The organism is Nocardioides luteus (assembly GCF_015752315.1).
Taxonomy (GTDB): domain Bacteria; phylum Actinomycetota; class Actinomycetes; order Propionibacteriales; family Nocardioidaceae; genus Nocardioides.
Genome location: NZ_JADOVJ010000001.1, coordinates 3,182,084 through 3,206,070 on the forward strand (window position 1 = coordinate 3,182,084; position 23,987 = coordinate 3,206,070).

Consider the following 23,987-nt stretch of genomic DNA (forward strand, 5'->3'; position numbering starts at 1 on the left):
GTTCGACACACCGCGGCAACAATCCGAGACTACGCTAGGAGGCCAGATTGCAGATTGTCAACAATCCTAGCGAGGTGCGATGTCCCCGACGGTACGCATCGCCGTGGTCGTTCCCCATGACATGGTGCTCGACCACGAGCTGTGGCGGTGGGCCCCGCCCGACACCAGCCTGCTCTTCACCCGCACGCCCTACACCGACCGTGCGGTCACCCTCGAGATGGCCGAGGAGATCAGCGAGACCACGGTCGTCGAGCAGGCCGTGCGCGACCTGTCGGCTGCCCAGCCCCACGCCTACGTCTACGCCTGCACCTCCGGCAGCTTCGTCCACGGCCGGCACGGCGAGCGCCGGCTGACCGCCGCGATGCACCGCGCCGGCGGCGCTCCCGCGGTCACCACCTCCGGCGCCGTGCTCGAGTCGCTCGCCACCCTGAACGTCTCCCGGGTCGCGGTCGCCACCCCCTACGACGCCGCGCTCGCCGCCCGGTTCGGCAGCTTCCTGGCCGAGGCCGGCATCACCGTCGTGAGCGCGGGCGACCTCGGGCTGGGCCACCACATCTGGGAGGTTCCCTACGAGACGACGCTCGAGCTGGTGCGGGCTGCGGACTCCCACGCGGCCGAGGCGGTCGTCGTCTCGTGCACCAACCTGGCGACGTACGACATCATCGGCCGGCTCGAGGCAGAGCTCGGCAAGCCGGTGGTCTCGGCCAACCGGGCGACCATGGAGGTCGCGCTCCGGATGGTCGGACGCACTCCGCCGAGCACGGAGAACCTGTGGGGGCACGCCTCATGACCCGCCCGCCGGTCGTCGGGCTGCTCTATCCGGGCTATGCGGCCGAGGACGACTTCCCGGCGCTCGAGAACGCGCTGGGTGGTGCGATCCGGCTCCCGCTGGTCCACACCTCCATCGACCGGGACGAGCACAGCGTGGAGGCGCTCCTCGACACCGGCTCTCCGGACAGGCTCGCCGAGGGTGCCGACGCGATCGCCGTCCACTCCCCCGACGCGGTGATGTGGGCCTGCACGTCGGGCAGCTTCGTCTACGGCGGCGACGGTGCGGCGAGCCAGGCCGCCGCGATCGCCGAGCGCCTCGGCGTCCCGGCCTCCTCGACGTCGATCGCGTTCGTCGAGGCGGCCCGGGCCCTGGGGCTCGGGAAGGTCGCCGTCGCGGCGTCCTACCCAGCGGACCTGGCCGGGCACTTCCGCTCCTTTCTCGCGGCCGGAGGGATCGAGGTGGTCTCGTTCGGCGCCAGCGGGATCTTCACCGCCGTCGACGTCGGTCGTCTCGGGCCCGAGGCGGTCGTCGGGATGACCGTGGCCGTCGACGTCCCCGACGCCGAGGCCGTCCTCGTTCCCGACACCGCGATGCACACGCTGACCTGCATCGATGCGCTGGAGCAGGCACTCGGCAAACCGGTGCTGACAGCCAACCAGGTGACCGTCTGGGAAGGCCTTCGACTCGCCCGGGCGTCCCGCCCCCTGCCGGGGCTCGGCACCCTCTTCAGGTAACGTCGCGGCTTTCCATAAACCTTCGTAACGCCCTGCGCCGCCGCCGGTGCGCTCTAGCCAGAGCACGTGGACAGCGCTAACGTGACGAGAATTGTTGACAAACCTACTGTCGACACTGCGGGTCAAAAGCGGTCCCCAGCCATCAATCACACCGAATAGGTGAGAAGAAATGTCCGGAACCCCCACCATCCCCTCCCACGAGGCACAACCCGACAAATCGAAGCTCCGAAGAGCCATCACGGGCTCAGCGGTCGGCAATGCGACCGAATGGTTCGACTACGGCGCCTTCGCCTACGTCGCGACAGAGATCACCGCCAACTTCTTCCCGGAGTACGGCTTCGCCGGCACCGCTCTGACGTTCGCGATCTCGTTCATCCTGCGACCGCTCGGCGGCCTCTTCTGGGGTCCGCTCGGCGACCGCATCGGACGCCAGCGCGTCCTCGCGATGACGATCATCCTGATGGCGGCCGCCACGTTCCTGGTCGGCTGCCTGCCGACGTACGACTCGGTCGGCATCTGGGCCGTGGTCCTGCTCGTGCTGCTCCGGGTGATCCAGGGATTCTCGACCGGCGGCGAGTACGGCGGCGCAGCGACCTACATGGCCGAGTGCGCCCCCGACAAGAAGCGCGGCTTCTACGGGAGCTTCCTGGAGTTCGGCACGATCGTCGGCTTCACCGCGGCCATCGCTGTCGTCTTCATCACCGAGAAGAGCATCGGCCAGGAAGCGATGACCGAGTGGGGCTGGCGCATCCCGTTCCTGATCGGTGGTCCGATCGGCCTGATCGGCCTCTACATCCGGACCCGGCTCGAGGAGACCCCGGTCTTCCAGGAGCTCGAGACGCAGGACGCCGTCGAGGGCGGTGCCGGGGCCGCGCTGAAGGACCTCTTCGCGCTGTTCTGGAAGCCGATCCTCACCCTGATCGGCCTGGTCGCCGCGCTCAACATCGCCAACTACACCCTGCTCGCCTACATGGCGACCTACCTGCAGGAGGAGGCCGGCTTCACCAGCTCCGACGCCGACCTGCTGGTCATCTTCGGACAGATCGCGATGCTGGTCTTCCTGCCGATCGCCGGAGCGCTCTCGGACTGGGTCGGCCGCAAGCCGTTGTGGGGCGGCTCCTTCATCGGGCTCATCGTGCTGTCGGTCCCGATGTTCCTCCTGATCGGCCAGGGCTTCTGGCCGGCGGTCCTCGGGTTCACGGTGCTGGGCATCGTCTACGTCGCCCAGCTGGCGACCATCTCGGCGACCTTCCCGGCGATGTTCCCCTCGCAGGTGCGCTACGGCGGCATGGCGATCGGCTACAACGTCTCCACCGCCGCCTTCGGCGGCACGGCGCTGTACGTCAACAACGCGCTGATCGGGGCCACCGGCGATGTGCTGATGCCGGCGTACTACATGATCGCCGGATCGGTGGTCGGTCTGATCGCGCTGTTCTTCGTCGTCGAGACCGCCGGAAAGTCGATCCGCGGCACCGAGATCCCGGGCACGCCGGAGTCCGAGGCGGAGCTCGCCGAGCTCGACAAGGTCGTCTGAGCGTCGACTGCCGACGAGCGTGCCGGGCGCGTCACACGCCCGGCACGCTCACGGTCGATCCCCCCACCGGCACCGCGGCCACATGCAATGATTGTCAACAATCAAACTCTTTTCTCGGTGACCCATCGGAGACCACGTTGACAGCGACATCGAGCTTCGAACCCGTGCACAGAGAGTCGACGGCCTCGGTCATCGCTCGCCAGCTGCGCACGGCGATCATGGAGCGCACCCTCCAGCCGGGGGCGCAGCTGAGCGAGACCGCGCTCTCGGCCCAGTTCGGCGTCAGCCGCGGGCCGCTGCGCGAGGCCATGCAGCGACTCGTCCAGGAGGGTCTGCTCCGCAGCGAGCCCAACCGCGGACTCTTCGTGATCGAGCTCGACGAAGCCGACATCCGAGACATCTACCTGGCCCGGGCCGCCGTCGAGGGTGCCGCCGCCACGATGATCGCCCGGGCGCGGGTCCCCGCGGCGCTGCGCGAGCTCCGTGCGGCCTGCGAGGCGATGACCAAGTCCCTCGAGCTGGGCGACCCAGCGGCGCTGAGCGACGCCGACTTCCACTTCCACGACGTGCTGGTGCAGTGCTCCGGGAGCCGGCGCCTGGCCCGCATGCACCAGACCCTGATCGTCGAGACGAGGATGTGCCTGACCGCGCTGGAGGGCACCTACCAGCAGCCGCTCGAGCTGGTCGAGGAACACAACCAGATCGTCGACGCCATCGAGGCCGGCGACGTGAAGCTGACCCTCAAGCGCGTCGAGCTGCACATGGACGAGGCGCTACGACGCCTTATCCATGCCGACGACAACGACCCGGGCTACGTCTAGACCCGCGGTTCACGCCTCACATCGCGATCCCGACGTACTTGGTCTCGAGGAACTCCTCGATCCCGGTACGCCCGCCCTCCCGCCCCAGTCCCGACGCCTTGACGCCGCCGAAGGGCGCAGCGGGGTTGGAGACCACGCCCTGGTTGAGCCCGACCATGCCGGACTCGAGCGCCTCGGCGACCCGCAGACCGCGGCGCAGGTCGTTGGTGAAGACGTAGTTCACCAGACCGTACTCGGTGTCGTTGACCGCCGCGACCACCTCGTCCTCGGTGTCGAACGGGGTCAGCGGTGCGACCGGTCCGAAGATCTCCTCGCTGGCCATCCGGGCCGACACCGGCACCCCGGTCAGCACGGTCGGCGGGTAGAAGTAGCCCGGCCCCTCCGGGGCGGCGCCTCCGGTCAGCACCCGCGCACCACCGGCCACCGCGTCGTCCACGAGGGTCTGCACCTTCTCCCTGGCCGTCTCGTCGATGAGCGGCCCGACGCGTACGCCCTCCTCGACCCCGCGGCCGACGGGCAGCTCGGACATCGCCTTGGCGAGCCGCTCGCCGAACTCGTCGATGACCGAGCGCTGCACGAAGATCCGGTTGGCGGCCGTGCAGGCCTCCCCCGTGTTGCGCATCTTCGCGGCCAGCGCGCCTGCGACCGCCTCGTCGATGTCGGCGTCCTCGAAGACGACGAAGCCGGCGTTGCCGCCGAGCTCCATGGAGGTACGCAGCACCTTCTCCGCGCTCTGCGCGAGCAGCACCCGCCCGACCGCCGTGGAGCCGGTGAAGGAGAGCTTGCGGATCACCCCGGAGCGCAGCAGTGGCTCGGTCAGCTCGCCCGGCCGGGTGGTCGGCAGGATGTTGACGACCCCGTCGGGCACGCCGGCCTCGCGCAGGATCTCCCCCAGCGCGAGCATCGAGAGCGGCGTCTGCGCGGCTGGCTTGATGATGCTGGTGCAGCCGGCCGCGATCGCCGGCCCGAGCTTGCGCGTCCCCATCGCCATCGGGAAGTTCCACGGCGTGATCAGCAGCGCCGGACCGACCGGCTGCTTGGTGATCAGGAACCTGGAGCCGCCGGCCGGCGCGGTCTGGTAGCCACCCTCGATCCGCACCGCCTCCTCGGCGAAGTGTCGGAAGAACTCCGCGGCGTACGCGATCTCGCCCTTCGCCTCTGCCAGCGGCTTGCCCATCTCGAGCGTCATCAGCAGCGCGAGGTCATCGATGCGCTCGTGGAGGAGGTCGAAGGCGGCCATGAGCATGTCCGCCCGAGCGCGCGGCGCGGTCGCGGCGAACTCCTTCTGCGCGCCCGCAGCGGCGTCGAGAGCACGCCGGCCGTCCTCGGGGGTCGCGTCGGCGACGGCGCAGAGCACCTCTCCGGTCGATGGGTCGAGCACGTCGAAGGTCTCGCCGCCGCTCGCATCCACCCACTGACCTGCGACAAGGAGCCCCTTGGGCACCTCTGCCACGACCCGTGCCTCGTTCGGTTCTCCACCCATGCCGCATCAGCCTCCAAGGTCAGCATCCGGCCGTCCGGCTGACAGCCATCCAACGCTGGCCTAGTGTAGTAGCGGGTCGGATTGTCAACAATCGACAGGAGTCCACCATGGCCACGCTCTCCCCCGTCCTCAAGCAGGCAACCCCGGTCGTGGCGGCTCGCGGTGAAGGCGTCCAGCTCTTCGACGAGGACGGCCGTCGCTATCTCGACTTCACCGCCGGCATCGGCGTGACCAGCACCGGACACAGTCATCCGAAGGTGGTCGAGGCGACCCAGCGCCAGATCGCCAACCTGATCCACGGGCAGTACACGACGGTCCGGCACCGACCGCTCCTCGACCTGGTCGACCGGCTCGGCTCCGTGCTCCCCGCCGGCCTCGACAGCCTGTTCTTCGCCAACTCCGGCTCGGAGGCGGCGGAGGCCGCGATCCGCCTGGCCCGCCAGGCCACCGGCCGGCCCAACATCATCGTCTTCCACGGCGGCTTCCACGGCCGCACCGTCGCAGCCGCCTCCATGACCACCTCGGGCACCAAGTTCCGCGCCGGCTTCAGCCCGCTGATGGCGGGCGTCGTGGTCTCCCCCTTCCCCGACGCGCCCCACTTCGGCTGGCCGCAGGAGCAGGCGACCGAGTTCGCGCTGCGCCAGCTCGACTACACGCTGCAGACGCAGAGCGCCCCGGCCGACACCGCCGCGTTCCTCGTCGAGCCCGTGCTCGGCGAGGGCGGCTACGTGCCCGCCGACCGGGCCTTCCTCGACGGTCTGCGCGAGCGCGCCGACCGGCACGGGATCCTGCTCGTCATCGACGAGGTCCAGACCGGCTTCGGCCGCACCGGCGAGTTCTGGGGACACGACCACTTCGGCGGGCGTCCCGACATCATCATGACCGCCAAGGGCCTGGCCTCCGGCTTCCCGCTGTCCGTGATCGCGGCGAGCGAGGAGCTGATGTCGAAGGCGTGGCCGGGCTCGCAGGGCGGCACCTACGGCGCCAACGCCGTCGCCTGCGCGGCGGCCCTGGCGACCCTCGACGTCATCGAGGAGGAGGGCCTGGTGAAGAACGCCGCCGAGCGCGGCGCCGAGCTCCGCTCCGCCCTGGAGCAGATCGCGAGCAAGCACGAGGCGATCACCGACGTACGCGGCCTCGGGCTGATGCTCGGCAACGAGTTCCGCACGCCCGACGGCGAGCCCGACGGCGCGACCGCCGCCGCGGCCCAGCAGGAGGCCGCCAGGCGTGGTCTGCTGCTGCTCACCTGTGGCGCCTGGGGCCAGGTCGTGCGGTTCATCCCGGCCCTCGTGGTGGACTCCCCCGCCATCGACGAGGCCGCCGGCCTCTGGGCCCAGTCCGTCGACGCCGTCCTCGGCTGACCTCACAGCGGACTCGCGATGACCGACGACCTCGAGCGACTGCTCCGCTGGGAGCAGGCCGGCGCGACCTGGGAGGCGATCTGGCCACGTGCCGGCGAGGTCACCATCGTGCTGTGCACCTGCGACAGCGGCGAGGAGGTCGACCGCTACACCTCGACGGCCGCCGACCTCCTCGACTACGTCCGGGACCCGGGCCGCGCCGAGCGGTGATAACCGGTTGCCCGCGGCATCGGCCCCTCTCGATGATGGCCCGATGACGCTGACGGAGGTGTGGCCGCTGTTCGGCCTGGTGATCCGGACCCCGCGGCTGGAGCTGCGGCTGCCGACCGACGACGAGCTCGCTCGCCTGGCCGCGGTCGCGGCGGACGGCGTGCACGAGCCGGGAGACCGGCCCTTCCAGACCCCGTGGGCCGAGCGGCCTCCGCTGGAGCGGGCGCGCCACGTGCTGCGCGGCGCCTGGGGGAGCCGCGGCGAGTGGCAGCCGGGCGACTGGAGCCTCGGCCTGACCGTCTTCCTCGACGGGCAGCCGATCGGGGTCGTGTGGCTCTCGGCCACCGAGTTCGCCGAGCGGCGCGAGGTGAGCACCGCCTCCTGGCTGGGCCTTCCCCACCACCGCCACGGCTTCGGCACCGAGGCCCGTCTCGGCGCGCTCACCCTGGCCTTCGACCACCTCGGCGCCGCGTACGCCACCTCCGAGGCCTTCCCCGACAACGCCGCCTCCGTCGGGGTGTCCACCAAGCTCGGCTACGAGCCCGACGGCATCTCCCGTGACGTACGCGACGGCGAGGTGCTGGTCTCCCACCGCCTCCGGCTCGGCCGGGAGCGGTGGGAGCGCAACGACCGCGGCGGCGTCGAGGTCAGCGGCGTGGAGCCGTGCCTGCCCCTGTTCGGTGCGGCCTAGACACGGCTCAGCGCAGGAAGCAGAAGCCGAACACGGCCACGCACAGGACCAGCGACAGCGTGGCGTTGAGGAAGAGGTTGCGGCCGATGTCCCGGGCCCGGATGTGTGCGGCGACGGCACACACGAAGTAGACGATCAGGGCCGCACTGGTCAGGGCCCCGACGTACGGCACCCACAGCCCGGCGACCAGGCCGACCGTGGCCGCGACCTTGACCCACGGCATCACCGGCCACAGCGCCCTCGGCAGCCCGACGTCGGTGAAGCAACGGGCGATGAACCCGACCGGCTTGAAGCACATCACCGCGTCGCCGATCTGGAACACCGCGAGCAGCACGACCGGCCACCACGGCTCCGGAACGTCACGGACGTACGCCGCCACGACCCCGCCGAGATCGTCCTGCCCCGCCGCGTACATCGCGGTGACGACGAGCGTGGCCGACGCCAGCGCAAGACCCACGGCGGCACGACCCAGACTCCGGTCGCCCACCCGCAGGTGCGCCCCGATCGCGAGCACGAAGAAGACCACGAACCCGGCGGCCGCGACGATCCCGACCGCCGGCACCGCCACCCCGACCAGCAGACCGAGGAAGCCCAGCGCGTAGGACACCCCGATCGGGAAGCTCAACCATTCCATGGGCACCGAGAACCGTTGCGCCTCGGTCACGGGTATCCGGTGGCCGGTCAGGTTGAGCACCGCCCCGCCGAGGGCGGCGATCGAGGCGATAAGGGTCAGGGCGAGATAGGTAGCCGTCATGGCCATCCAGACACCGCTCGCCCCGCGTCTGTGACGCCTACCTGCTCAGCAGCCCCGCGATCGCGCCCAGCCCGGCGAGGCCGGTGTCGCGGGCCGCGACGACCGGCCCGTTCTCGACCTGGCCGAGCACGCCGACCAGCCGGGAGGCACGTATCAGCCGCTGCGTCGCCGGGCGCCGGATGCGGTCGTAGGCCACCAGCGCACTCTCGATGCGAGCATGGCCGGCGAGCTGCGCGGCGAGGACGGCGGCGTCCTCGATCGCGGCGCAGGCGCCCTGGCCGAGGTTGGGCGTGGTCGCGTGCGCGGCGTCGCCGAGCAGTACGACGCGACCGTGGTCGAACCGCTTCAGCGGGAGCCGCAGGTCGCAGATGTCGCCACGGATGACCGCGCTCGGCGGTGTCGCGGCGAGCAGCCGCGGGATCGGCTCGTGCCAGTGGCCGACCAGCGCGGTGACGTCGGCGTGATGATCGCCGCCGGTCTCCCCGGCGGGCCGGTTGGCGGTCGCGAACCAGTAGGTCCGGCCGTCCACCAGCGGGACGTGGCCGAACCGCACCCCGGTCCCCCAGGTCTCCCCGCCCGTACTCGAGGCGGCGCCCGACACCGGCTCCGCGGTCACGCCGCGATAGGCGGTGTAGCCGGCATGCCGTACGTCCTCGCGCTGGTGCAGCTCGTTCCGGATCACGCTGCGGATGCCGTCGGCGGCGACCACCAGGTCGGCCGGACCGCGGGGGTCGAGCTCGTCGAGGCCGGCCAGGCCGGTGACGGTGACCCCGGTGCGCACCTCGGCTCCTTCGTGCTCCGCCAGCGTCGCCACCAGGGCCTCGTGCAGCCGTGCTCGGTGCACCATGACCGGGGTGCGCGCGACGGCGTCGGCGCGCACCTTCGCCAGCCAGCGCCCGTCGGGGCGGCGCAAGCCCGCCTGGATCGCCGGGCGGGTCCCGTCGACGAGGCGGTCGGCGACCCCGAGGTCGGTCAGGATGCCCCACGCCCGCGGCCAGATCGAGAGACCGGCCCCGACCTCGGCGAGCTCCGGGGCCCGCTCCAGCACGGTCACCTGCCACCCGGTCCGCGCCAGCGCGAGCGCGACGGTGAGCCCTCCGATCCCCGCGCCGACCACCAGGGCACTCCGACTGCTCGTCGATCCACTCACGATGCGCAATCTAGCCGACCGGTGCCGTCCTCCACCCGAGCAGACCCTTGCGCTCTTCAATCGTTGTCGATAACGATTTACACCCGCGTAACCTCACCCCCGAAGGTCTCCTGTGAACCAGCTGCTCTCCCCCGATCCGACCCTCCGTCACCGCTCCCACGAGGCGATGCTGACGCTGCTCCGTCCCGACGGCAGCGCCTACGCCGACACCGAGGTGGTCGTCGAGCAGACCCGCCACGCCTTCGCCTTCGGCAACATCGGCTTCGACTTCATCGGTCTGGCCAACGCCGACACGGCCGAGTCTCCCGGTGCGGTCTTCGGCGGCGCCGACCCCGAGACCGCCGAGCGGCTCGTGGACCTCTGGCTGGGGTTGTTCAACACGGCGACGCTCCCGTTCTACTGGTCCGGTTTCGAGCCCGTGCGAGGCGAGCCCGAGACCGAGCGCCTGCTCACCGCGGCGCGCTGGTTTCGCGACCGCGGAGTGTCCCTCAAGGGGCATCCGCTGGCCTGGCACACCCTCTCCCCTGCCTGGCTCCTCGACGCGCCGACCGCGGAGGTCGAGGAGGTGCTCCGTGCCCGGATCCGCCGCGAGGTCACCGCGTTCGGCGGGCTGGTCGACACCTGGGACGCGGTCAACGAGCTGGTGATCATGCCGGTCTTCGACAACGAGGACCGCCAGAACGCCATCACCCGGCTGTGCCGGCAGCTCGGCCGCATCCCGATGGCACGCCTGGCCTTCGAGGAGGCGCGGGCAGCCGACCCCGGCGTACGTCTCGTCCTCAACGACTTCGACATGTCCACGGCCTACGAGTGCCTCATCGAGGGCGTGCTCGAGGCAGGGATCCGAGTCGACGCGATCGGCCTGCAGAGCCACATGCACCAGGGCTACTGGGGTGAGGAGCGGACCCTGGAGGTCCTCGAGCGGTTCGCCCGCTTCGGCCTCCCTCTGCACCTCAGCGAGACGACGCTCCTCTCCGGCGACCTGATGCCGGCCGAGATCGAGGACCTCAACGACCACCAGGTGCCCAGCTGGCCCTCGACCCCCGAGGGCGAGGAGCGTCAGGCCGACGAGCTCGTACGCCACTACCGCACCCTGCTCTCGCACCCGTCGGTCGAGGCGGTCACCTACTGGGGCCTCACCGATCTCGGGTCCTGGCTCGGCGCGCCCGCGGGGCTGGTGCGTGCCGACGGCACCCCGAAACCGGCGTACGACGCGCTCCACCGCCTGGTGAAGCAGGAGTGGTGGCTGGGGCCGACGCACCTGCGCACCGATTCCGAGGGGCGGGTGAAGGTGCGCGGCTGGGCGGGCGACTACCGGGTCGGCATCGAGGACTCGACCGCCGCGTTCGAGCTCACGCCGGACAGCTCGCGAACCGAGCTGACCGTCACGCCGTGACGCCGCCCTGCGGCAGGGTGAAGGTGAATCCCTCGGCGAGCTTCTCGGGGAGCACCGTCTCGACCGCGCGGACGGTGTTCTCGCGGTTGCCGCCACCGTCGTGGGCCAGGGCCACCGCGCCGGGCTGGATCGCCGCGCGGAGGTTGTTCGTCAGGGTCTCCTCGGAGAGGTCGTTGCCGTCCCAGTCGAAGACCACGTTGCCCAGCCCGAGCGGCTGCATGCCGAGGGCTGCGGCGACCTCTCCGGTGATGCCCCAGCTGCCGTTCGGAGCCCGGAAGTAGGGCACCTGCTGGGTCGGGTCACCCAGCACCTCTCGGATCGTGGCGAGGGTGGCCTCGAGATCCCGCTCGACCTCGGCATGGGACCAGCTGCCCATGTCGGCGTAGGAGGTGGAGTGGTTGCACAGCGTGTGGCCCTCGGCGACGATGCGCCTCAGGATCTCGGCGCCGCCGTGGGCGGTGATGTTCTGGCCGATGACGCAGAACACCGCGGTGACCTCGTGAGCTGCCAGAACGTCCAGCAAGCGATCGGTCTCGCCGGGGTTGGGACCGTCGTCGAAGGTGAGGGCGGCCACCTTGCCCGTGCCCCTGGCAGCGGCGAGCGGCATCGTCGTCGGACGGACCGCGCCTCCCGGCACGAACCCGGGGTCCCGGCCGGTCTGCCGGTCGCTGCTCGACTCCACCGTCGCGACCCTGTCGTTCCTCTCGGCGGCTGTCAAGCGCCGAGCCGTTCCCGCGGATCTGAGTACCGGCGCTCATGCGCCTCGCGCCTTCGATCCAGGATCCTGAAGACATGAAGCTCTTCGTACGGCTGACCGTGATGGTCGGCGGCAGCATCCTGTTCTCGATCGCAACAGACATCCTCTTCCGCGCGGAGGACGCCACCATCGGCGCCGGCCTGCTCTACTTCGCACTGCTGCTCGCCGTCTCCGGGCTCTGGGGCCTGTGGGACGGATACCACGCGAAGCGTCTCGTGCCCGTGTTCGTGCGGTGGGCAGTGATCGCCGGCGCGGTCGGCCTCAGCGGTCCGTTCCGGATCTGGTTCGAGGAGGGTCGCGACTTCGGCGTGCTGTGGAGCGACTTCTGGAACCTGACCCCGTTCCTCACCGGTCTCGTCCTCGCCCCCGCCGCGGTGGGCATCGGCATCGGCTACGCGCTCGGCGGCGGCGGGACGGTGGGGAACAGCGCGCCGCAACGCCCCTCCCTCTAGGCTCTCTTGCACCACCGACCCAGGAGGAGCCCGAATGACCACCTTCCGTGAGGCGATCGAGGCCAAGGACATGGACGCCGTCGAGTCGATGCTGGCCGACGACGTCGTGTTCACCAGCCCGGTCGCGTTCAAGCCCTACCCCGGCCGGGCGATCACCGCCGCGATCCTGCGCGCGGTGGTGAAGGTGTTCGAGGACTTCACCTACGTACGCGAGATCCACGACGGCGCCCACCACGCTTATGAGTTCACCGCCAAGGTCGATGGCCTCGACCTCAACGGCTGCGACTTCCTCACCTACGACGAGGAGGGGAAGATCGTCGACTTCAAGGTGATGGTGCGCCCGCTGCGTGCCGCTGAGGCCCTCGCCGCCCGGATGGGCGCGCAGTTCGAGGAGATCAAGGCCGCGGCGTCGAACGGCTGAGCCGTCAGCCGGACGACCGCGCGTCCCGCCGCTCCTGCTGCCGCTGCTGGGCCTCGGGCAGGAACTTCAGGCACGGTGCGTCCGCCTCGGGGTGCTTCTGGGTGAGGTGGAAGATCCATCGGTCCATCGCCGCCATGAAGCCGTTGTCCTCACCGGCGCGATAGGTCGCCCACTTGATCCGGTCCCGGACGACACACTCCGTGCAGGTGACCTTGTAGACGAACTGCTGCTGCTCGTCGAGATCGATCCTCACCGTGGCCAGGGGCCCGGCCTGCGAGGCTGCCTTCCTCTCACGAGCCGACTTGCTCGCTGTCATGCTGCACCTCGTTCCGTCGGGACACGAAGCCTACGTCAGCAGGTCGTCACCACGTCGAAGCGGCCGCCCGCCGACTCCTGGAGGGTCGTCACGGTGGCGTCGCCCTGGCCCATGTAGTCCTCCGAGACATCGGCGTAGTACGGGTTGTAGGGGTTGGTCCCGTAGGAGTGCGCCCGCCCGGCGGCCTGGTGCTGGGCGTTGGTCGCCGAGCCGCAGTAGAGGCCGGGCTCGGTCGGCGGGTCGGTGGGCTCCTCCGTGGGCGGGTCCGTCGGCTCGGTGCTCCGATCGACGCGGCGGTTGTTGTCGAAGAAGAAGTCCGTGACGTACGCCGGGTAGTCGATCGAGTTCGTCGTGATGTAGGAGCCACCGGGGCCACCGCCGGCCGGCCAGTTGTGGCCCATCCCGGTGTTCTGGATCAGCGATACCCGCGGGCCGCTGCCGTCCGACCACAGCGTCCCGGAACCGGCGGTGTTGTTGCCGGCCAGCCCCGACAGCGAGAACGAGGACTGCGAGGAGGCACCGTAGATCCCGGCCATGACCTGCGCGTTCAGGGTGTTGTAGCCGGGCGCGACGGTCGTGTCGTTGGAGCCGTAGATCACCGAGGTGACCTGGCTGCCGAAACCCGACGAGGCCGAGCCGGCGAAGGTCCGGCAGGTGTTGGTGACCTGCGACTGGGTGACCGCCACGGACCCGATCTGCCCCGAGGTCGTCCCGACCGACGGCCCGGCGTTGATCCCGATCCCGGCGAAGACGTCGGGCGCGAGGCACCCCATCACCATCGTCTCGCCGCCGCCGGAGGACAGCCCGGAGAGGTAGACCTGGTCGGGGTCGATGTCGAGCGCCGGATCCGCGAGCAGGTCGCTGACCAGCTGGAGGAGGTTGTCGTCGTGCCGGCTCGGCGAGGTCCGGGAGTGGTTGCTGTCGTAGTAGTCCCAGCAGCCGAGGATGACGCCGCCGTTCGGCGCCGCGGGGACCGCGACGACCATGCCGCGGGCGTCGGCGGTCGCGGTCCAGTTGCCGCCGTCGCGCAGGTTGGCCGATGTCTGGACGCAGCCGTGCAGATTGACCATGAGCGCACGCCCGGTGCCGAGCGTCGGAGAGGTGCTGGGGACGTACAGCTGGGTGGTCATCCCTCCCGCGGTCCGGGCCGTCCACGTGCCGGCGGCCGCCGCAGGCTCTGCGGAGGGCGCGACCGCGATCGCCGTACCGCCGGTGAGCACCAGCCCGAGGCCCGCGAGCGCCGCACCGATCCGTCGTTGCCGGAACCTGGGTGAGATCCGTGACCCGAGACGCATGACCGATCCTCCTGAGCGAGACCCGCCCGCCGCTTACCGGCGGGCAGATCGACGGTAGATGTGACGCTCGCCACAGGTCTATGTCGACCGGAACCACATTCCGCCGCCCGGATGTATCGATCCGGCGCCGGTCAGCGGTAGAGCTCCTCGTCGATGCTCGCCAACCGCGACGGATGCACCCGCTCCCCCAGCCCGTAGAACTGCTGGAAGCTCATCACCAGCGGCCGCCACCGATCCGGGTCGATCCGGTTGGGATGACCCTCGAGGCGTACGTCAGGCATGACCCGCACCGCCGTCACCGCCACCTCCACGGCGAGCAGCTTCGGCTCCCCGAGCTCGTGGATCGCCGAGATCGTCCCCTCGATGTGCACCGGGCACTCGGCGACCGACGTCGGCAGCACCGTGTCCGATCCGTACGCCGTCAACCCGGCGTGCCCGTACTTGTCGGCCACGTGCACGTACCCACGCTCCGCCTTCGCCGCCGACATCGCCGCACTGCCCGTCGTCAGCGCCAGCCGGTCCACCTGGGTCACCAGGTCGACGCTGGGAAGATTGAGGACGATCTCGGGCCGCTCCCTCAGGTTGCGCGCCGTCTGCGACGAGGCCCCCATCCCGAGGACCGCCGTACGTCCCAGCCAGAACACCGACGACATCGGCATCAGGTTCGTGCTGCCGTCCTCGTTGAGCGTCGAAAGCACCACCACCGGCGTCCCGAAGTAGAGGATGGCCGGATCGATGTCCACATGCGTGCTCATGCCCAGAACCTAGGGCGAGCCACCGGACACTTCCGGCGGGTATCCGACGGAGCACTCAGGGGCGGCGGGTGAAGCGGATGGTGCCGTCCGGCAACCGTTCATGAACATAGGCGGGGTTGTGGGCCAGGCGGTGGTGATGTGGGCACAGGAGGGCGCCGTCCTTGAGATTCGTCGTGCCGCCGGTGGCCCAGGGGTCGAGGTGGTGGGCGTCGCACCATTCGGGTGGCATGTCACAGCCATCTGCTTGGCAGCACTTGTGCTGTAGGCGTAGCGCTTTGCGTTGGATGGGCTGGAAGAGCCTGCTGGCCCGTCCGACGTCGAGGATCTCGCCGTCTCCGCCCAGCACCCAGGGGATGATGGTGGCGTTGCATGCCATCTTGCGGGCCTCCGCCGCACTGATGGTGGCGCCGTTGGTCTCGTCGTAGCCCAGGGTCGCGATCCCGAGGTCTTTGCGGAGCTCCTCGAGGGAGATCACCACGTTGATGGTGGTCGCGTCACCACCGTGCCGGGGTAGGGCGGCCGGGTCGACGGTCTCCAAGAGCCGGGCGAAGCCTTGGCCCATCAACCGTCCCCACGGGGGCAACGGAGCACCTTTGTCGAGGAGTTGTTGTTTGCGGGGCTGGGCGTAGGCCTCGACCAGCCGTTTGAACCGCATCCCGACCGAGGTCGGCAGAACACCGTCGAACCCGATGGTGCCGTCGTGGTTGTCCCAGATCCGGAGCGCGGTCTTCTGCTGGGCGCGTTCTTCCTCGGCCAACAGTGCTTTGGCTTCGGCGTCCTCGAACCTGGCCGGGTCGATCTCGGCCAGGATGCGCTTGCCTACGATGCGGAGCTCGTTGGCGGTCAGCCGGGTGGCGTAGTCGACCAGCAGCTTCTCGGCCAACGCAACGTCTTCGGTGCTGGCGACCGGATCTGCCTCGATCGCGTCGAGGGCTTTCGTGATCACCCGGGCCTTGTCCTGGGACACCTCACCAGCAGCGAGACCGGCCGCGACACGCTCGTACTTCGCGACGCCAGCAGCGAGTTTCACCTGGGCCCGCGCGACGGCCTTGTCGACCAACAGCTCGGTCCGCAACCACCCCGACGCGTCCTTGGCGCCGGTCTCTTCGGCAATGTCGCCGGCAGAAGCGAGGACCCGCAGCTTCACCGCGGCCTGCTGGGCCTGGAGCTTCTCGAGTCGTTCGAGCAGGTCCTTCTTCTGCCCGGTCCGCCAATAGACAGGGTCGCTGGACAGCAGCTCTCGAAGGGAGGATTCGATGGTGCTCAGGGCGGCGTCGATCGCGTCACCGGGGTTGGTACCCCAGTGGTCGATCTCGCGGCCGAGACTCATCGCGTCCCTCCCTTCAGAGGTGTGCTGTGATAGGTCTGATTCTACTCGCAAAGCACCCACGGGGCCACCTATTTATCCAGGTCAGACTGCTTTTTCGCGGTCAGCGAACGGCCTCGTTCCTGTGGATGATAAGTGGCCCGAAGGGCCACCATCCCTCCCCCAAGCAGTCCGATCCCGTACAAGAATCTCGCTGCGCCACACCCGGGCCGCCACCCCGATAGCCAGCCAAATCTTTTCTCGATCTGGTCCGGAGTCCAGGACCGCCGAAGGCGGCCGGCGAAGCCGGCGCCCGCAGGGCGTCCTTGACGCCGGACCAGATCGAGAAGACCCTCAAGAACGGGTTGGCGGCCCACACCAACCACGAAGAACGGTTACGCACAGGGTGGTCTCGACAAGCTCGACCACCGGGGCATCACTGGTCCGTGACACACCATGTCGCGCGGCCGGCGAAGCCGGCGGCCGAAGGCCGTCCTTTACTCCGGGGCCCGGCGAGAAGACCCTCAGAAAAGGGTCGGCGGCCCACCCCAACCACGAAGAAACGATCACGCACGCGTGGTCTCGACAAGCTCGACCACCGGGGCATCACTGGTCCGTGACACACCATGTCGCGCGCCCGGCGAAGCCGGCGCCCGAAGGCCGTCCTTGACGCCGGAGCAGATCGAGAAGACCCTCAAGAACGGGTCGGCGGCCCAGACCAGCACCAAGGAACGGTTACGCACACGGTGGTATCGACAAGCTCGACCACCGAGACAAGTCACTCGCCGCGCGCCCCACAACCAACAGCACCCGCAACCTCAGCGACCATCGCCCGAACGTCCCCCAGAGACAAAGGCCGCGACGAAACCCCAGCAGCCCCGACCGTGGCGACCATGCCACCACCAACCACATCCGGCCCCAGATCACACGCCCAGAAGCCCCGCGCAGCACGCCCGCCACCATCGACGTACGCCCGCCCACCGGCCACCGCGAACGACTCCTTCACCGCGCCGATCCGCCGGTGCTCGACCTCCCAGTCGTCCTGTTCGACCGACGCCGCCGCCACGACGCTGCCGACCTCCCCGCCGACGCTGTCACTGACGACGGCACAGGACCAGCTTCCCCGATCCCCGAGAGGCAGCGGTTCGGGATCGGAGCCCCTGAACAAGTCGGTGCCGAGCACCGACGCGACACGCCCGGTGCTCATCCCGCAGGCGGTCGGCTCGGCGTACGCCTCGAAGGGTCCGTCGAGAGGATCGGCGTCGCAGCCGGCGGCGTACTCGGCAGCCGCCCTGAGCACCTTGCCGAACGCCTTCGCGGATCCTTCGATCTCGGAGGAGGACCAGACGGAGACCGCCGGTAGCCCCGGCCAGTATCGCGAGCACACCCACCTGCCCTCGAAATTGTCGTCGGTGCGCTCGAAGCCGGCGAGCCCGCCGTTGAAGCTCATCCGGTGAGCGCTCGACTCCACCGTCCGGAGCCGCCTCGGCCAGGTCTCCGCATCATCGGCGAGCAGCGTGAACTCGAGCTCGCCGTCGTCAGAGCCTTCTCCGCCGACGACGGCCGAGCAGCGCCTCCCGAAGCCATACCTCTCCACGAATCTGTCCGTGTCGAGCAGGTCCTCGACGAGGTCGGTCCGTACGCCGCAGACCGTCGCCTTCTCATAGTGCGGCGTCAGTCCGCTGCGCCACTTCCAGACGCCACCACCGACCATCAGCAGCACAATCACGACGCCGACAACGACAACGACAACACGAGAGTTCACAACATCCCCTTAGGTCCCGAGACAAGGGCATGATCTCACCGCTCGGTGTCGTACCAGGTACGCAGCCGCGCGACGATCGCGTCGAGGGAGCCGTCCTGGAGGGCACGTCCGAAGACGCCGTCGCTGAACCGCTCGCCGCGGCTGTAGACGGTCGCCAGGCGGGCGGCGTCAGCGGCGGGCAGGTCGGCGAGACGGGCGGGGTCGGAGAGGAGCGGGTTGCCGCTCATCCACTTCATCCAGTCGATGTTGGCGCCTGGCAGCGAGACATAGAGCTGTCGGACCCGGTCGCTGTAGACGGGGTACGGCGCCTGGGTCGCGCCGCTCTCCATCTTCTGGCCGCCTCCCCACGTCCAGTCGCGGTCCTCGGCCGTCAGCCCGTCGGCCGCTTCGAACGTCTCCCGCCACATCTTCTCCGGCATGCTCCGCAGCTCGGCCTCGACCTCGGCGTCCGAGGGATCGAGAGCCGCGTGGGCGCGGTCGAAGGCGTCGTACGCCTTCTGGTCGAAGAGCACCAGGCGCGCCTCCTCGACGGAGGTCGGCGTCCGGGCGAGGGTCCACAGCGAGACGTACGCAGCCTCCTCGAGCGGGTAGCGGTAGACGCCGGTCGAGATCGCCGGGAACGCCACCGTGCGCGCCCCGAGCTCGTCGGCGACCCGGAGCGACTCACGGAAGCACGAGGCCAGCAGGCCGGTGTTGTCCTGGGCGTCGCCGAACACGGGGCCGACCGTGTGGATCACCCACCGTGCGGGCAGGTTCCCCGCCGTCGTCGCGACCGCCTGCCCGACCGGGAGACCACCGCCGAGGTGACCCGCCCGCAGCCGCCGGCACTCCTCGAGGATCGTCGGGCCGCCGCGCCGGTGAATCGCCCCGTCCACCCCTCCGCCGCCCAAGAGCGAGGAGTTGGCGGCGTTCACGACCGCATCGACGTGCTGCTCGGTGATGTCCCCGCGTACGACCGTGATCCTCACGCCGTCAATCTAGCGACCCTGGCGCGAGCGACCCATGCGGCCGGACCGAGTGCGACAGCCACCCCGGCGGCGAGGGAGGCGAGGACACCCAGCCACCCGAGGCCGGCGGCCTCGAGCCCCGGATAGACCTGCCAGTGGGTGAGGTAGATCCACAGCGACGAGGCGGCGAGCACGGCGGTCAGCCGCGCCAGCGGCCACGGCAGCAGCGCAGGCCAGGGGACCAGCAGGACGAGGATGCCGAGGGCGACCGTGGCCTCGCGGACCGGATCTCCGAAGAAGCCGTACGTCGCCACCACGACGAGCCCCGCGACGAGCACCCGCTGCCACGGTCGCTGGGCCTCGGCCGCCGCCCAGCCCAGCGCGACGCACCACAGGACGCAGCCGATCGTGTAGCGCTCGGTCGCACCGGCCTCGAGACCGACCCACAGATACCGGACCGCGAGGGTCACGCCGACCACGCCGACAGCCGCCGAGAACCGGTGACGCCGCTGCCACCGGTCGAGGACGGGCACCAGGAGCAGGAGGGCGAGCCCGGCGAACGACCAGGTGATGACCTCCAGGAACCAGAGCTGCCAGTCGCGGGTCCACTCGTCGCTGCCGAGCGCCTGGTTGAGCCCCAGCGCGGTCGGCCAGTGGTAGCGGTCGCTGACCAGGGCCACCGCGGCGACCCAGAGGCCGGCCGGGAGCGCGACCGCTGCCGCACCCCGGAGCAGCCGACGGGCGCGCAGCACCCGGGTCGGGGCGGTCAGCCCGAAGCGGGCGAGGTTGAAGCCGGCCACCGCGAGCAGGATGTGTGCGCCGCCGAGGAGCGTCCACACGTCGGCGTGGCTGCCGACGATGGCCACGATGGCCACCGCGCGCAGCAGCACCGGGATCTCGACGGGCCGCAGCCAGCGCCGCGGGCTCCGCGCGCTCGCGGCGAGCTCGGTGATGCTCCGGTGCTGCCAGCCGGTGGGCAGGGTGCCGAGCCGCTCGCCGAGCTGGGTCGCGATCTCGACGAAGGAGAGCGAGTCGCCGCCGAGCGAGACGAAGCTGTCGGCCACGGTCGCGTCGGGCCGCCCGAGCACCGCCGCATAGACCGTACGCAGCGCCTCGGCGTCCGCACCCGCCGCCAGCCCAGCGCCTGCCGGCCCGGCGTCCGGCGGCCCGGCCGCGTCGGCCATGCTCGCCCAGGCGTTGAGGGTGGCGTAGTCGACCTTCCCGTTCGGCGTACGCGGCATCTCGTCGATCCGGTGGACCTGGACGGCCGCGCGCGGCAGGGCCACGATGCCCCCGACAAGTGCCGGCAACCCGGCGGCTGACCCAGGATCGGAGGTGAACAGGTGCAGGCGGCCGCCCGGCGCGACGACACGAGCGGCCCCGGGACCGAGCTCGGACTCGATCCGGTCGAGGTCGAGACGCAGCCCGAGCACCTTGCCGAACCGGCTGCGCCGGCCGGTGATCTCCCACAGCCCGTCGTCGGCCTGCCGGCCGAGGTCGCCGGTGCGGAGCTCGGTGAGCTCGGGACCGCGAGCGAGGTCGCCGACGCTCTCGGCGTATCCCATCATCACGTTCGGCCCGGTGTAGACCAGCTCGCCGACGCCCTCCCCCACACCGTCGACGGGATCGAGTCGGAAGTGCCCGCCCGGGATCGGGATGCCGATCGCCTCGGGACGGCTGGCAGCCAGGTCCGGCGGGAGATAGGCCATCCGGGCGGTGGCTTCGGTCTGGCCGTACATCACGACCAGGTCCCAGCCACGAGACTCCCCAAGAGCCGCATAGCGACGGACCGTCTCGGGCGGCATCTTGCCGCCGGCCTGGGTGATGTAGCGCAGCGAGGGCAGCGAGCGCTCGGCGAAGCCCGAGGTGTCGAGCAGGTCGAAGGTGTAGGGCACCCCGGCGAACGAGGTGGCGCCGTTGCGGGCCGCGACGTCCCAGAAGCACTCGTCGGCGACGGAGAGGTCGGTGAGGATCACCGCGGCCCCGGCGCTGAGGTGGGAGTTGAGCACCGAGAGGCCGTAGCAGTAGTGCAGCGGCAGCGAGCTCATCGCCCGGTCGGCGGAGGTGAGCCCGAGGTAGGCCGCGATGCTGGCCGCGTTGGCGGCCAGGTTGCCCCGGGAAAGCCGGACCAGCTTCGGTGACCCGGTCGAGCCCGACGTCGACAGCAGCAGGGCGAGGTCGGGGTGGATCTCGGCCGTGCCGCCGAACGCGGCCTGATAGCGCGTCCGGAGCTCGCCGAGGTCGCTGCCCGGCGGCGTCAGCAGCACCGGCCGGCGAGCGGCGAGCGCGGCCAGATAGCCGATCACCGAGTCCAGGTCGTTGCCCGCCTCGAGCAGCACCACCCCGTGCGCGGGACCGTACGCAGCCACCCGGTCCGTCACCGCCTGCTCCAGCTCGGCATAGGTCAGCGTCGCCTCGGCGGTGATCACCGCCGGGTCCCCCGGCCGCCCGTTCAGGAGCAGATGGGCACCCGTCGCGATCGTCGAGCTCATCGAGCGTCCCCGGCATAGCCGACCAGCGGCCCGACGACCTCGAGCGCGACCGTGGCCCCGATGTCGGGGATCCCGGTGCCGGCGACCCGGGCGGTGACGCGTACGTCATCGCCCAGCCGCACCCGGATGGTGGCATCGTGGCCGAAGAACGAGACCTCCTCCACGACGCCCTTGGTCCCCGAGGTGGCATCGGCCGAGACCTGCACCTGCTCGGAGCGTACGACCAGCGTCACCGGGCCGGCGGGCAGCGGCGCCGCGAGCCTGACCTCGCCGAGCGGCGAGTCGGCCCGTCCGTCGGCGGCGACCTCGCCGGGAAGCAGCGTCGCCGAGCCGAGGAAGGCGGCGACCCCGGGATGCTCCGGGGTCAGGTAGACGTCCACCGCGGAGCCGACCTGCAGGAAGCGCCCGGCGGCCATCACGGCCACCTGGTCGGCCAGCGAGAGCGCCTCGCCCTGGTCGTGGGTGACCAGCAGCGCTGCCGCGCCGGCCGTACGCAGCGCCCGCACGACCGCACGCCCCGACTCCTCCCGCAGCCCGGCGTCGAGCGAGGAGAACGGCTCGTCGAGGAGCACCAGAGCCGGCCGGGGCGCGAGCGCACGGGCCACGGCGACCCGCTGCTGCTGGCCGCCGGAGAGCTCGTGCGGATGCCGGTCGGCCAGCTCCGCGGGCAGCTCGAGCAGCCGGAGCAGCTCGGCCACCCGCGCCTGCCGCTCGGCCCGGGACACCGAGCGGCCCAGCCCGAAGGCGATGTTGCCGCCGACGTCGAGATGCGGGAAGAGCGCGCCCTCCTGCGGGACATACCCGATCCCGCGGCGGCGCGGCGCCAGCCCCGCGACCGAGCGCCCGCCGATGCGGATCTCGCCGGCGCTGGGCGTGATGAACCCGGCCACGCAGCGCAGCAGCGTGGTCTTGCCGCAGCCGGAGGCTCCGAGCACGGCGGTCACGCCGTCCTCGACGGTCAGGTCGAGCCCGTCGAGCACCTGGCGACGGCCGTATCCGGCGCGCAGCCCGCTCACCTGCAGTGCCGCGGTCATCGCGCCTCCCCTCGGGACGAGCGCCCCAGCAGCACCGTCGCCGGGATCGCGAGCAGCACCAGCGCGAGCGCGTAGGGCGCCGCAGCGCCGTAGGCGACCGCGGAGGCCTCGCTCCAGAACTCGGTGGCCAGGGTCGTGGTGCCGATCGGGGCCAGCAGCAGGGTGGCGGTCAGCTCGGTCGAGACCGCGAGCGCGACCAGCGCGGTGGCCGTCGCCAGCCCCGGCAGGAGCAGTGGCAGCGTGACCCGCCGCATCGCCCCGGCCCGGCTCTGGCCCAGGCTCAGCGCGACCTCCTCCAGCCGCGGCGGCACCAGCTCCAGCACCCCGCGCACCGCGACGAGCGCCCGCGGCAGGAACAGGATGACGTACGCCGCCACCAGCAGCGGCAGGGTCTGGTAGACCCCGGGCAGCCAGCCGATCGCGACCGTCACCAGGGCCAGCGCCACCACGACGCCCGGCAGCGCGCTGGTGGTGTACGCCGCCCGCTCGACACCCAGCGACCAGCTGGTCCGGTGGCGCACGGCCTCCCAGACGACCGGAAGCGCTGCGGCCGTCGCGACCAGGCCGGCGACGGCGGCGAGCGCGATGCTGGTGCCGGCCGCCGGGAGCAGCCGGGACAGGTCGAGCTCGGCCGAGGCGCCTCGGGCCAGCCATCGCACCAGGCTGGCCGCGGGGAGACCGACGGCCAGTGCCACGAAGGCTCCGAGTCCCACCACGACGGGCGCGGTCCAGCGCCCGAGTCGCGTCCTGGGCGCCGGGCGCGCGGTTCCGCTGCCGACCCGGGCGCGGTGCGCCGGCCCACGGGCCAGCATCTCCAGGGCGAGCAGCCCGAAGCAGGCCAGCAGCAGCACACTGGCCAGCAGGGTCGCGGCGGGACCGTTGAAGGCCGTGCCGTACTGCTGCAGGATCGCGGTCGTCAGGGTCGGGTAGTTGAGCAGCTGCAGGGCGCCGTACTCGGCCAGCAGGTGCAGCCCGACCAGCAGCGCCCCGCCCAGGACGGCCGGGGCGAGGGTCGGCAGCACCACGAGCCGGAAGACCTCCCGCGGCCGTCGGCCGAGCGACGCCGCGACCTCCTCCAGCGAGGGGTCGAGGCGGCGCAGCGCGGCCACCGTCGGCAGGTAGACCAGCGGGTAGTAGGACAGCGAGACGACGAGCACCGTCCCGGGGTAGGACTGCACCGCATGGGTCGTCGCCACCCACGCGTAGCCGTTGACGAAGGCTGGGATGGCCAGCGGCGCGCACAGCGCCCCGTGCCACCACCCGGCCAGGGGCAGCGAGGTCCGCTCGACCACCCACGCCCCGCAGACCCCGAACACGACGGAGAGCAGGACCCCGGCGACCACCAGCCAACCGGTGTTCCACAGCAGCTCCCCGATCCGCGGCCGGACCAGGAAGTCGTACGCCTCGGAGGGCTCGACCGATGCGGCCGACCACAGGACGTACCCGACTGGGATCAGGCAGGCGGCGACGATCGCGCCGGCCAGCACCGGGACCAGCCACCGCCCGTACCGGACGGTGTCCAACGTGCCGAGATGCAGGCT

Annotated in this window: 23 protein-coding genes and 1 pseudogene; 10 read left to right on the top strand and 14 right to left on the bottom strand. The window is 70.9% G+C overall.

The window, feature by feature from the left end; all coding sequences use genetic code 11:
• Positions 1–79: 79 nt before the first annotated feature.
• From HD557_RS15300 to HD557_RS15315, 4 genes are all read left to right on the top strand, one after another.
• Positions 80–790: a maleate cis-trans isomerase family protein gene (locus HD557_RS15300; protein WP_196874501.1), complete on the top strand. Its 711-nt coding sequence runs from the start codon at positions 80–82 to the stop codon at positions 788–790.
• Positions 772–1,506 (top strand): maleate cis-trans isomerase family protein, encoded by a 735-nt coding sequence (locus HD557_RS15305; protein ID WP_307785629.1) that lies wholly within the window; start codon positions 772–774, stop codon positions 1,504–1,506. The genes HD557_RS15300 and HD557_RS15305 overlap by 19 nt, the downstream gene beginning before the upstream one ends.
• A gap of 169 nt (positions 1,507–1,675) precedes the next feature.
• Entirely contained in the window at positions 1,676–3,040 is a 1,365-nt protein-coding gene (locus tag HD557_RS15310; protein WP_196874503.1) for an MFS transporter, read from the top strand.
• A gap of 164 nt (positions 3,041–3,204) precedes the next feature.
• Positions 3,205–3,861: a GntR family transcriptional regulator gene (locus HD557_RS15315; protein WP_196874504.1), complete on the top strand. Its 657-nt coding sequence runs from the start codon at positions 3,205–3,207 to the stop codon at positions 3,859–3,861.
• 16 nt (positions 3,862–3,877) lie between these two features.
• Here the strand turns inward: HD557_RS15315 and HD557_RS15320 are convergent, their stop codons facing one another.
• Positions 3,878–5,344: an NAD-dependent succinate-semialdehyde dehydrogenase gene (locus HD557_RS15320; protein ID WP_196874505.1), complete on the bottom strand. Its 1,467-nt coding sequence runs from the start codon at positions 5,342–5,344 to the stop codon at positions 3,878–3,880.
• Between the two features lie 107 nt (positions 5,345–5,451).
• Here HD557_RS15320 and HD557_RS15325 point away from each other — a divergent pair, with 107 nt between their 5' ends.
• The 3 genes from HD557_RS15325 to HD557_RS15335 are packed head-to-tail and all read left to right on the top strand — an operon-like array spanning position 5,452 to position 7,606.
• Entirely contained in the window at positions 5,452–6,705 is a 1,254-nt protein-coding gene (locus HD557_RS15325) for an aspartate aminotransferase family protein (protein WP_196874506.1), read from the top strand.
• Between the two features lie 18 nt (positions 6,706–6,723).
• Entirely contained in the window at positions 6,724–6,915 is a 192-nt protein-coding gene (locus HD557_RS15330) for a hypothetical protein (RefSeq protein WP_196874507.1), read from the top strand.
• 43 nt (positions 6,916–6,958) lie between these two features.
• On the top strand, positions 6,959–7,606 hold the full coding sequence (locus tag HD557_RS15335; protein ID WP_196874508.1) for a GNAT family N-acetyltransferase: 648 nt from the start codon (positions 6,959–6,961) through the stop codon (positions 7,604–7,606).
• A 7-nt stretch (positions 7,607–7,613) separates the two neighbouring features.
• On the opposite strand, the gene HD557_RS15340 is transcribed toward HD557_RS15335, so the two are convergent.
• Positions 7,614–8,366 (bottom strand): DoxX family protein, encoded by a 753-nt coding sequence (locus HD557_RS15340; protein WP_196874509.1) that lies wholly within the window; start codon positions 8,364–8,366, stop codon positions 7,614–7,616.
• 31 nt (positions 8,367–8,397) lie between these two features.
• The gene (locus HD557_RS15345) at positions 8,398–9,510 is read right to left on the bottom strand and encodes an FAD-dependent oxidoreductase (protein WP_196874510.1); all 1,113 of its coding nucleotides are present in this window, start codon (positions 9,508–9,510) and stop codon (positions 8,398–8,400) included.
• A gap of 112 nt (positions 9,511–9,622) precedes the next feature.
• Here HD557_RS15345 and HD557_RS15350 point away from each other — a divergent pair, with 112 nt between their 5' ends.
• On the top strand, positions 9,623–10,906 hold the full coding sequence (locus HD557_RS15350; protein WP_196874511.1) for an endo-1,4-beta-xylanase: 1,284 nt from the start codon (positions 9,623–9,625) through the stop codon (positions 10,904–10,906).
• Here the strand turns inward: HD557_RS15350 and HD557_RS15355 are convergent.
• Entirely contained in the window at positions 10,896–11,588 is a 693-nt protein-coding gene (locus HD557_RS15355; protein WP_307785630.1) for a polysaccharide deacetylase family protein, read from the bottom strand. The genes HD557_RS15350 and HD557_RS15355 overlap by 11 nt on opposite strands.
• Before the next feature lie 110 nt (positions 11,589–11,698).
• Between HD557_RS15355 and HD557_RS15360 the strand changes: the two genes are divergently transcribed.
• Positions 11,699–12,115 carry a hypothetical protein gene (locus HD557_RS15360; protein WP_196874513.1) on the top strand — a complete coding sequence of 139 codons (417 nt, stop codon included), beginning with the start codon at positions 11,699–11,701 and terminating at the stop codon, positions 12,113–12,115.
• Between the two features lie 34 nt (positions 12,116–12,149).
• Positions 12,150–12,536 (top strand): nuclear transport factor 2 family protein, encoded by a 387-nt coding sequence (locus HD557_RS15365; RefSeq protein WP_008361565.1) that lies wholly within the window; start codon positions 12,150–12,152, stop codon positions 12,534–12,536.
• A 4-nt stretch (positions 12,537–12,540) separates the two neighbouring features.
• Here the strand turns inward: HD557_RS15365 and HD557_RS15370 are convergent, their stop codons facing one another.
• The 10 genes and pseudogenes from HD557_RS15370 to HD557_RS15410 all read right to left on the bottom strand — a co-directional run bounded on the left by HD557_RS15370 (position 12,541) and on the right by HD557_RS15410 (position 23,969).
• Entirely contained in the window at positions 12,541–12,852 is a 312-nt protein-coding gene (locus tag HD557_RS15370; RefSeq protein WP_231380307.1) for a hypothetical protein, read from the bottom strand.
• 35 nt (positions 12,853–12,887) lie between these two features.
• The gene (locus tag HD557_RS15375) at positions 12,888–14,147 is read right to left on the bottom strand and encodes an extracellular catalytic domain type 1 short-chain-length polyhydroxyalkanoate depolymerase (protein WP_196874514.1); all 1,260 of its coding nucleotides are present in this window, start codon (positions 14,145–14,147) and stop codon (positions 12,888–12,890) included.
• A 131-nt stretch (positions 14,148–14,278) separates the two neighbouring features.
• Positions 14,279–14,902, bottom strand: coding sequence for a flavin reductase family protein (locus HD557_RS15380; protein WP_196874515.1), 624 nt, complete (start codon positions 14,900–14,902; stop codon positions 14,279–14,281).
• Between the two features lie 55 nt (positions 14,903–14,957).
• Complete coding sequence (locus HD557_RS15385; RefSeq protein ID WP_196874516.1) at positions 14,958–16,232, bottom strand: HNH endonuclease signature motif containing protein; 1,275 nt, start codon at positions 16,230–16,232, stop codon at positions 14,958–14,960.
• 754 nt (positions 16,233–16,986) lie between these two features.
• Complete coding sequence (locus HD557_RS15390; RefSeq protein WP_196874517.1) at positions 16,987–17,973, bottom strand: hypothetical protein; 987 nt, start codon at positions 17,971–17,973, stop codon at positions 16,987–16,989.
• A 35-nt stretch (positions 17,974–18,008) separates the two neighbouring features.
• A complete protein-coding gene (locus tag HD557_RS28270; RefSeq protein ID WP_307785745.1) occupies positions 18,009–18,392 on the bottom strand; it encodes a DUF6508 domain-containing protein in 384 nt (127 codons plus the stop codon).
• Between the two features lie 72 nt (positions 18,393–18,464).
• Positions 18,465–18,941: pseudogene (locus tag HD557_RS28275) on the bottom strand (O-acetyl-ADP-ribose deacetylase); the annotation flags it as partial.
• Complete coding sequence (locus tag HD557_RS15400; RefSeq protein WP_196874519.1) at positions 18,938–21,412, bottom strand: AMP-binding protein; 2,475 nt, start codon at positions 21,410–21,412, stop codon at positions 18,938–18,940. The pseudogene HD557_RS28275 and the gene HD557_RS15400, both read right to left, overlap by 4 nt.
• Positions 21,409–22,446 carry an ABC transporter ATP-binding protein gene (locus HD557_RS15405; RefSeq protein WP_196874520.1) on the bottom strand — a complete coding sequence of 346 codons (1,038 nt, stop codon included), beginning with the start codon at positions 22,444–22,446 and terminating at the stop codon, positions 21,409–21,411. The genes HD557_RS15400 and HD557_RS15405 overlap by 4 nt, the downstream gene beginning before the upstream one ends.
• Positions 22,443–23,969, bottom strand: a complete 1,527-nt coding sequence (locus tag HD557_RS15410; RefSeq protein ID WP_231380308.1) for an ABC transporter permease — start codon at positions 23,967–23,969, stop codon at positions 22,443–22,445. The genes HD557_RS15405 and HD557_RS15410 overlap by 4 nt, the downstream gene beginning before the upstream one ends.
• Positions 23,970–23,987: the final 18 nt, after the last annotated feature.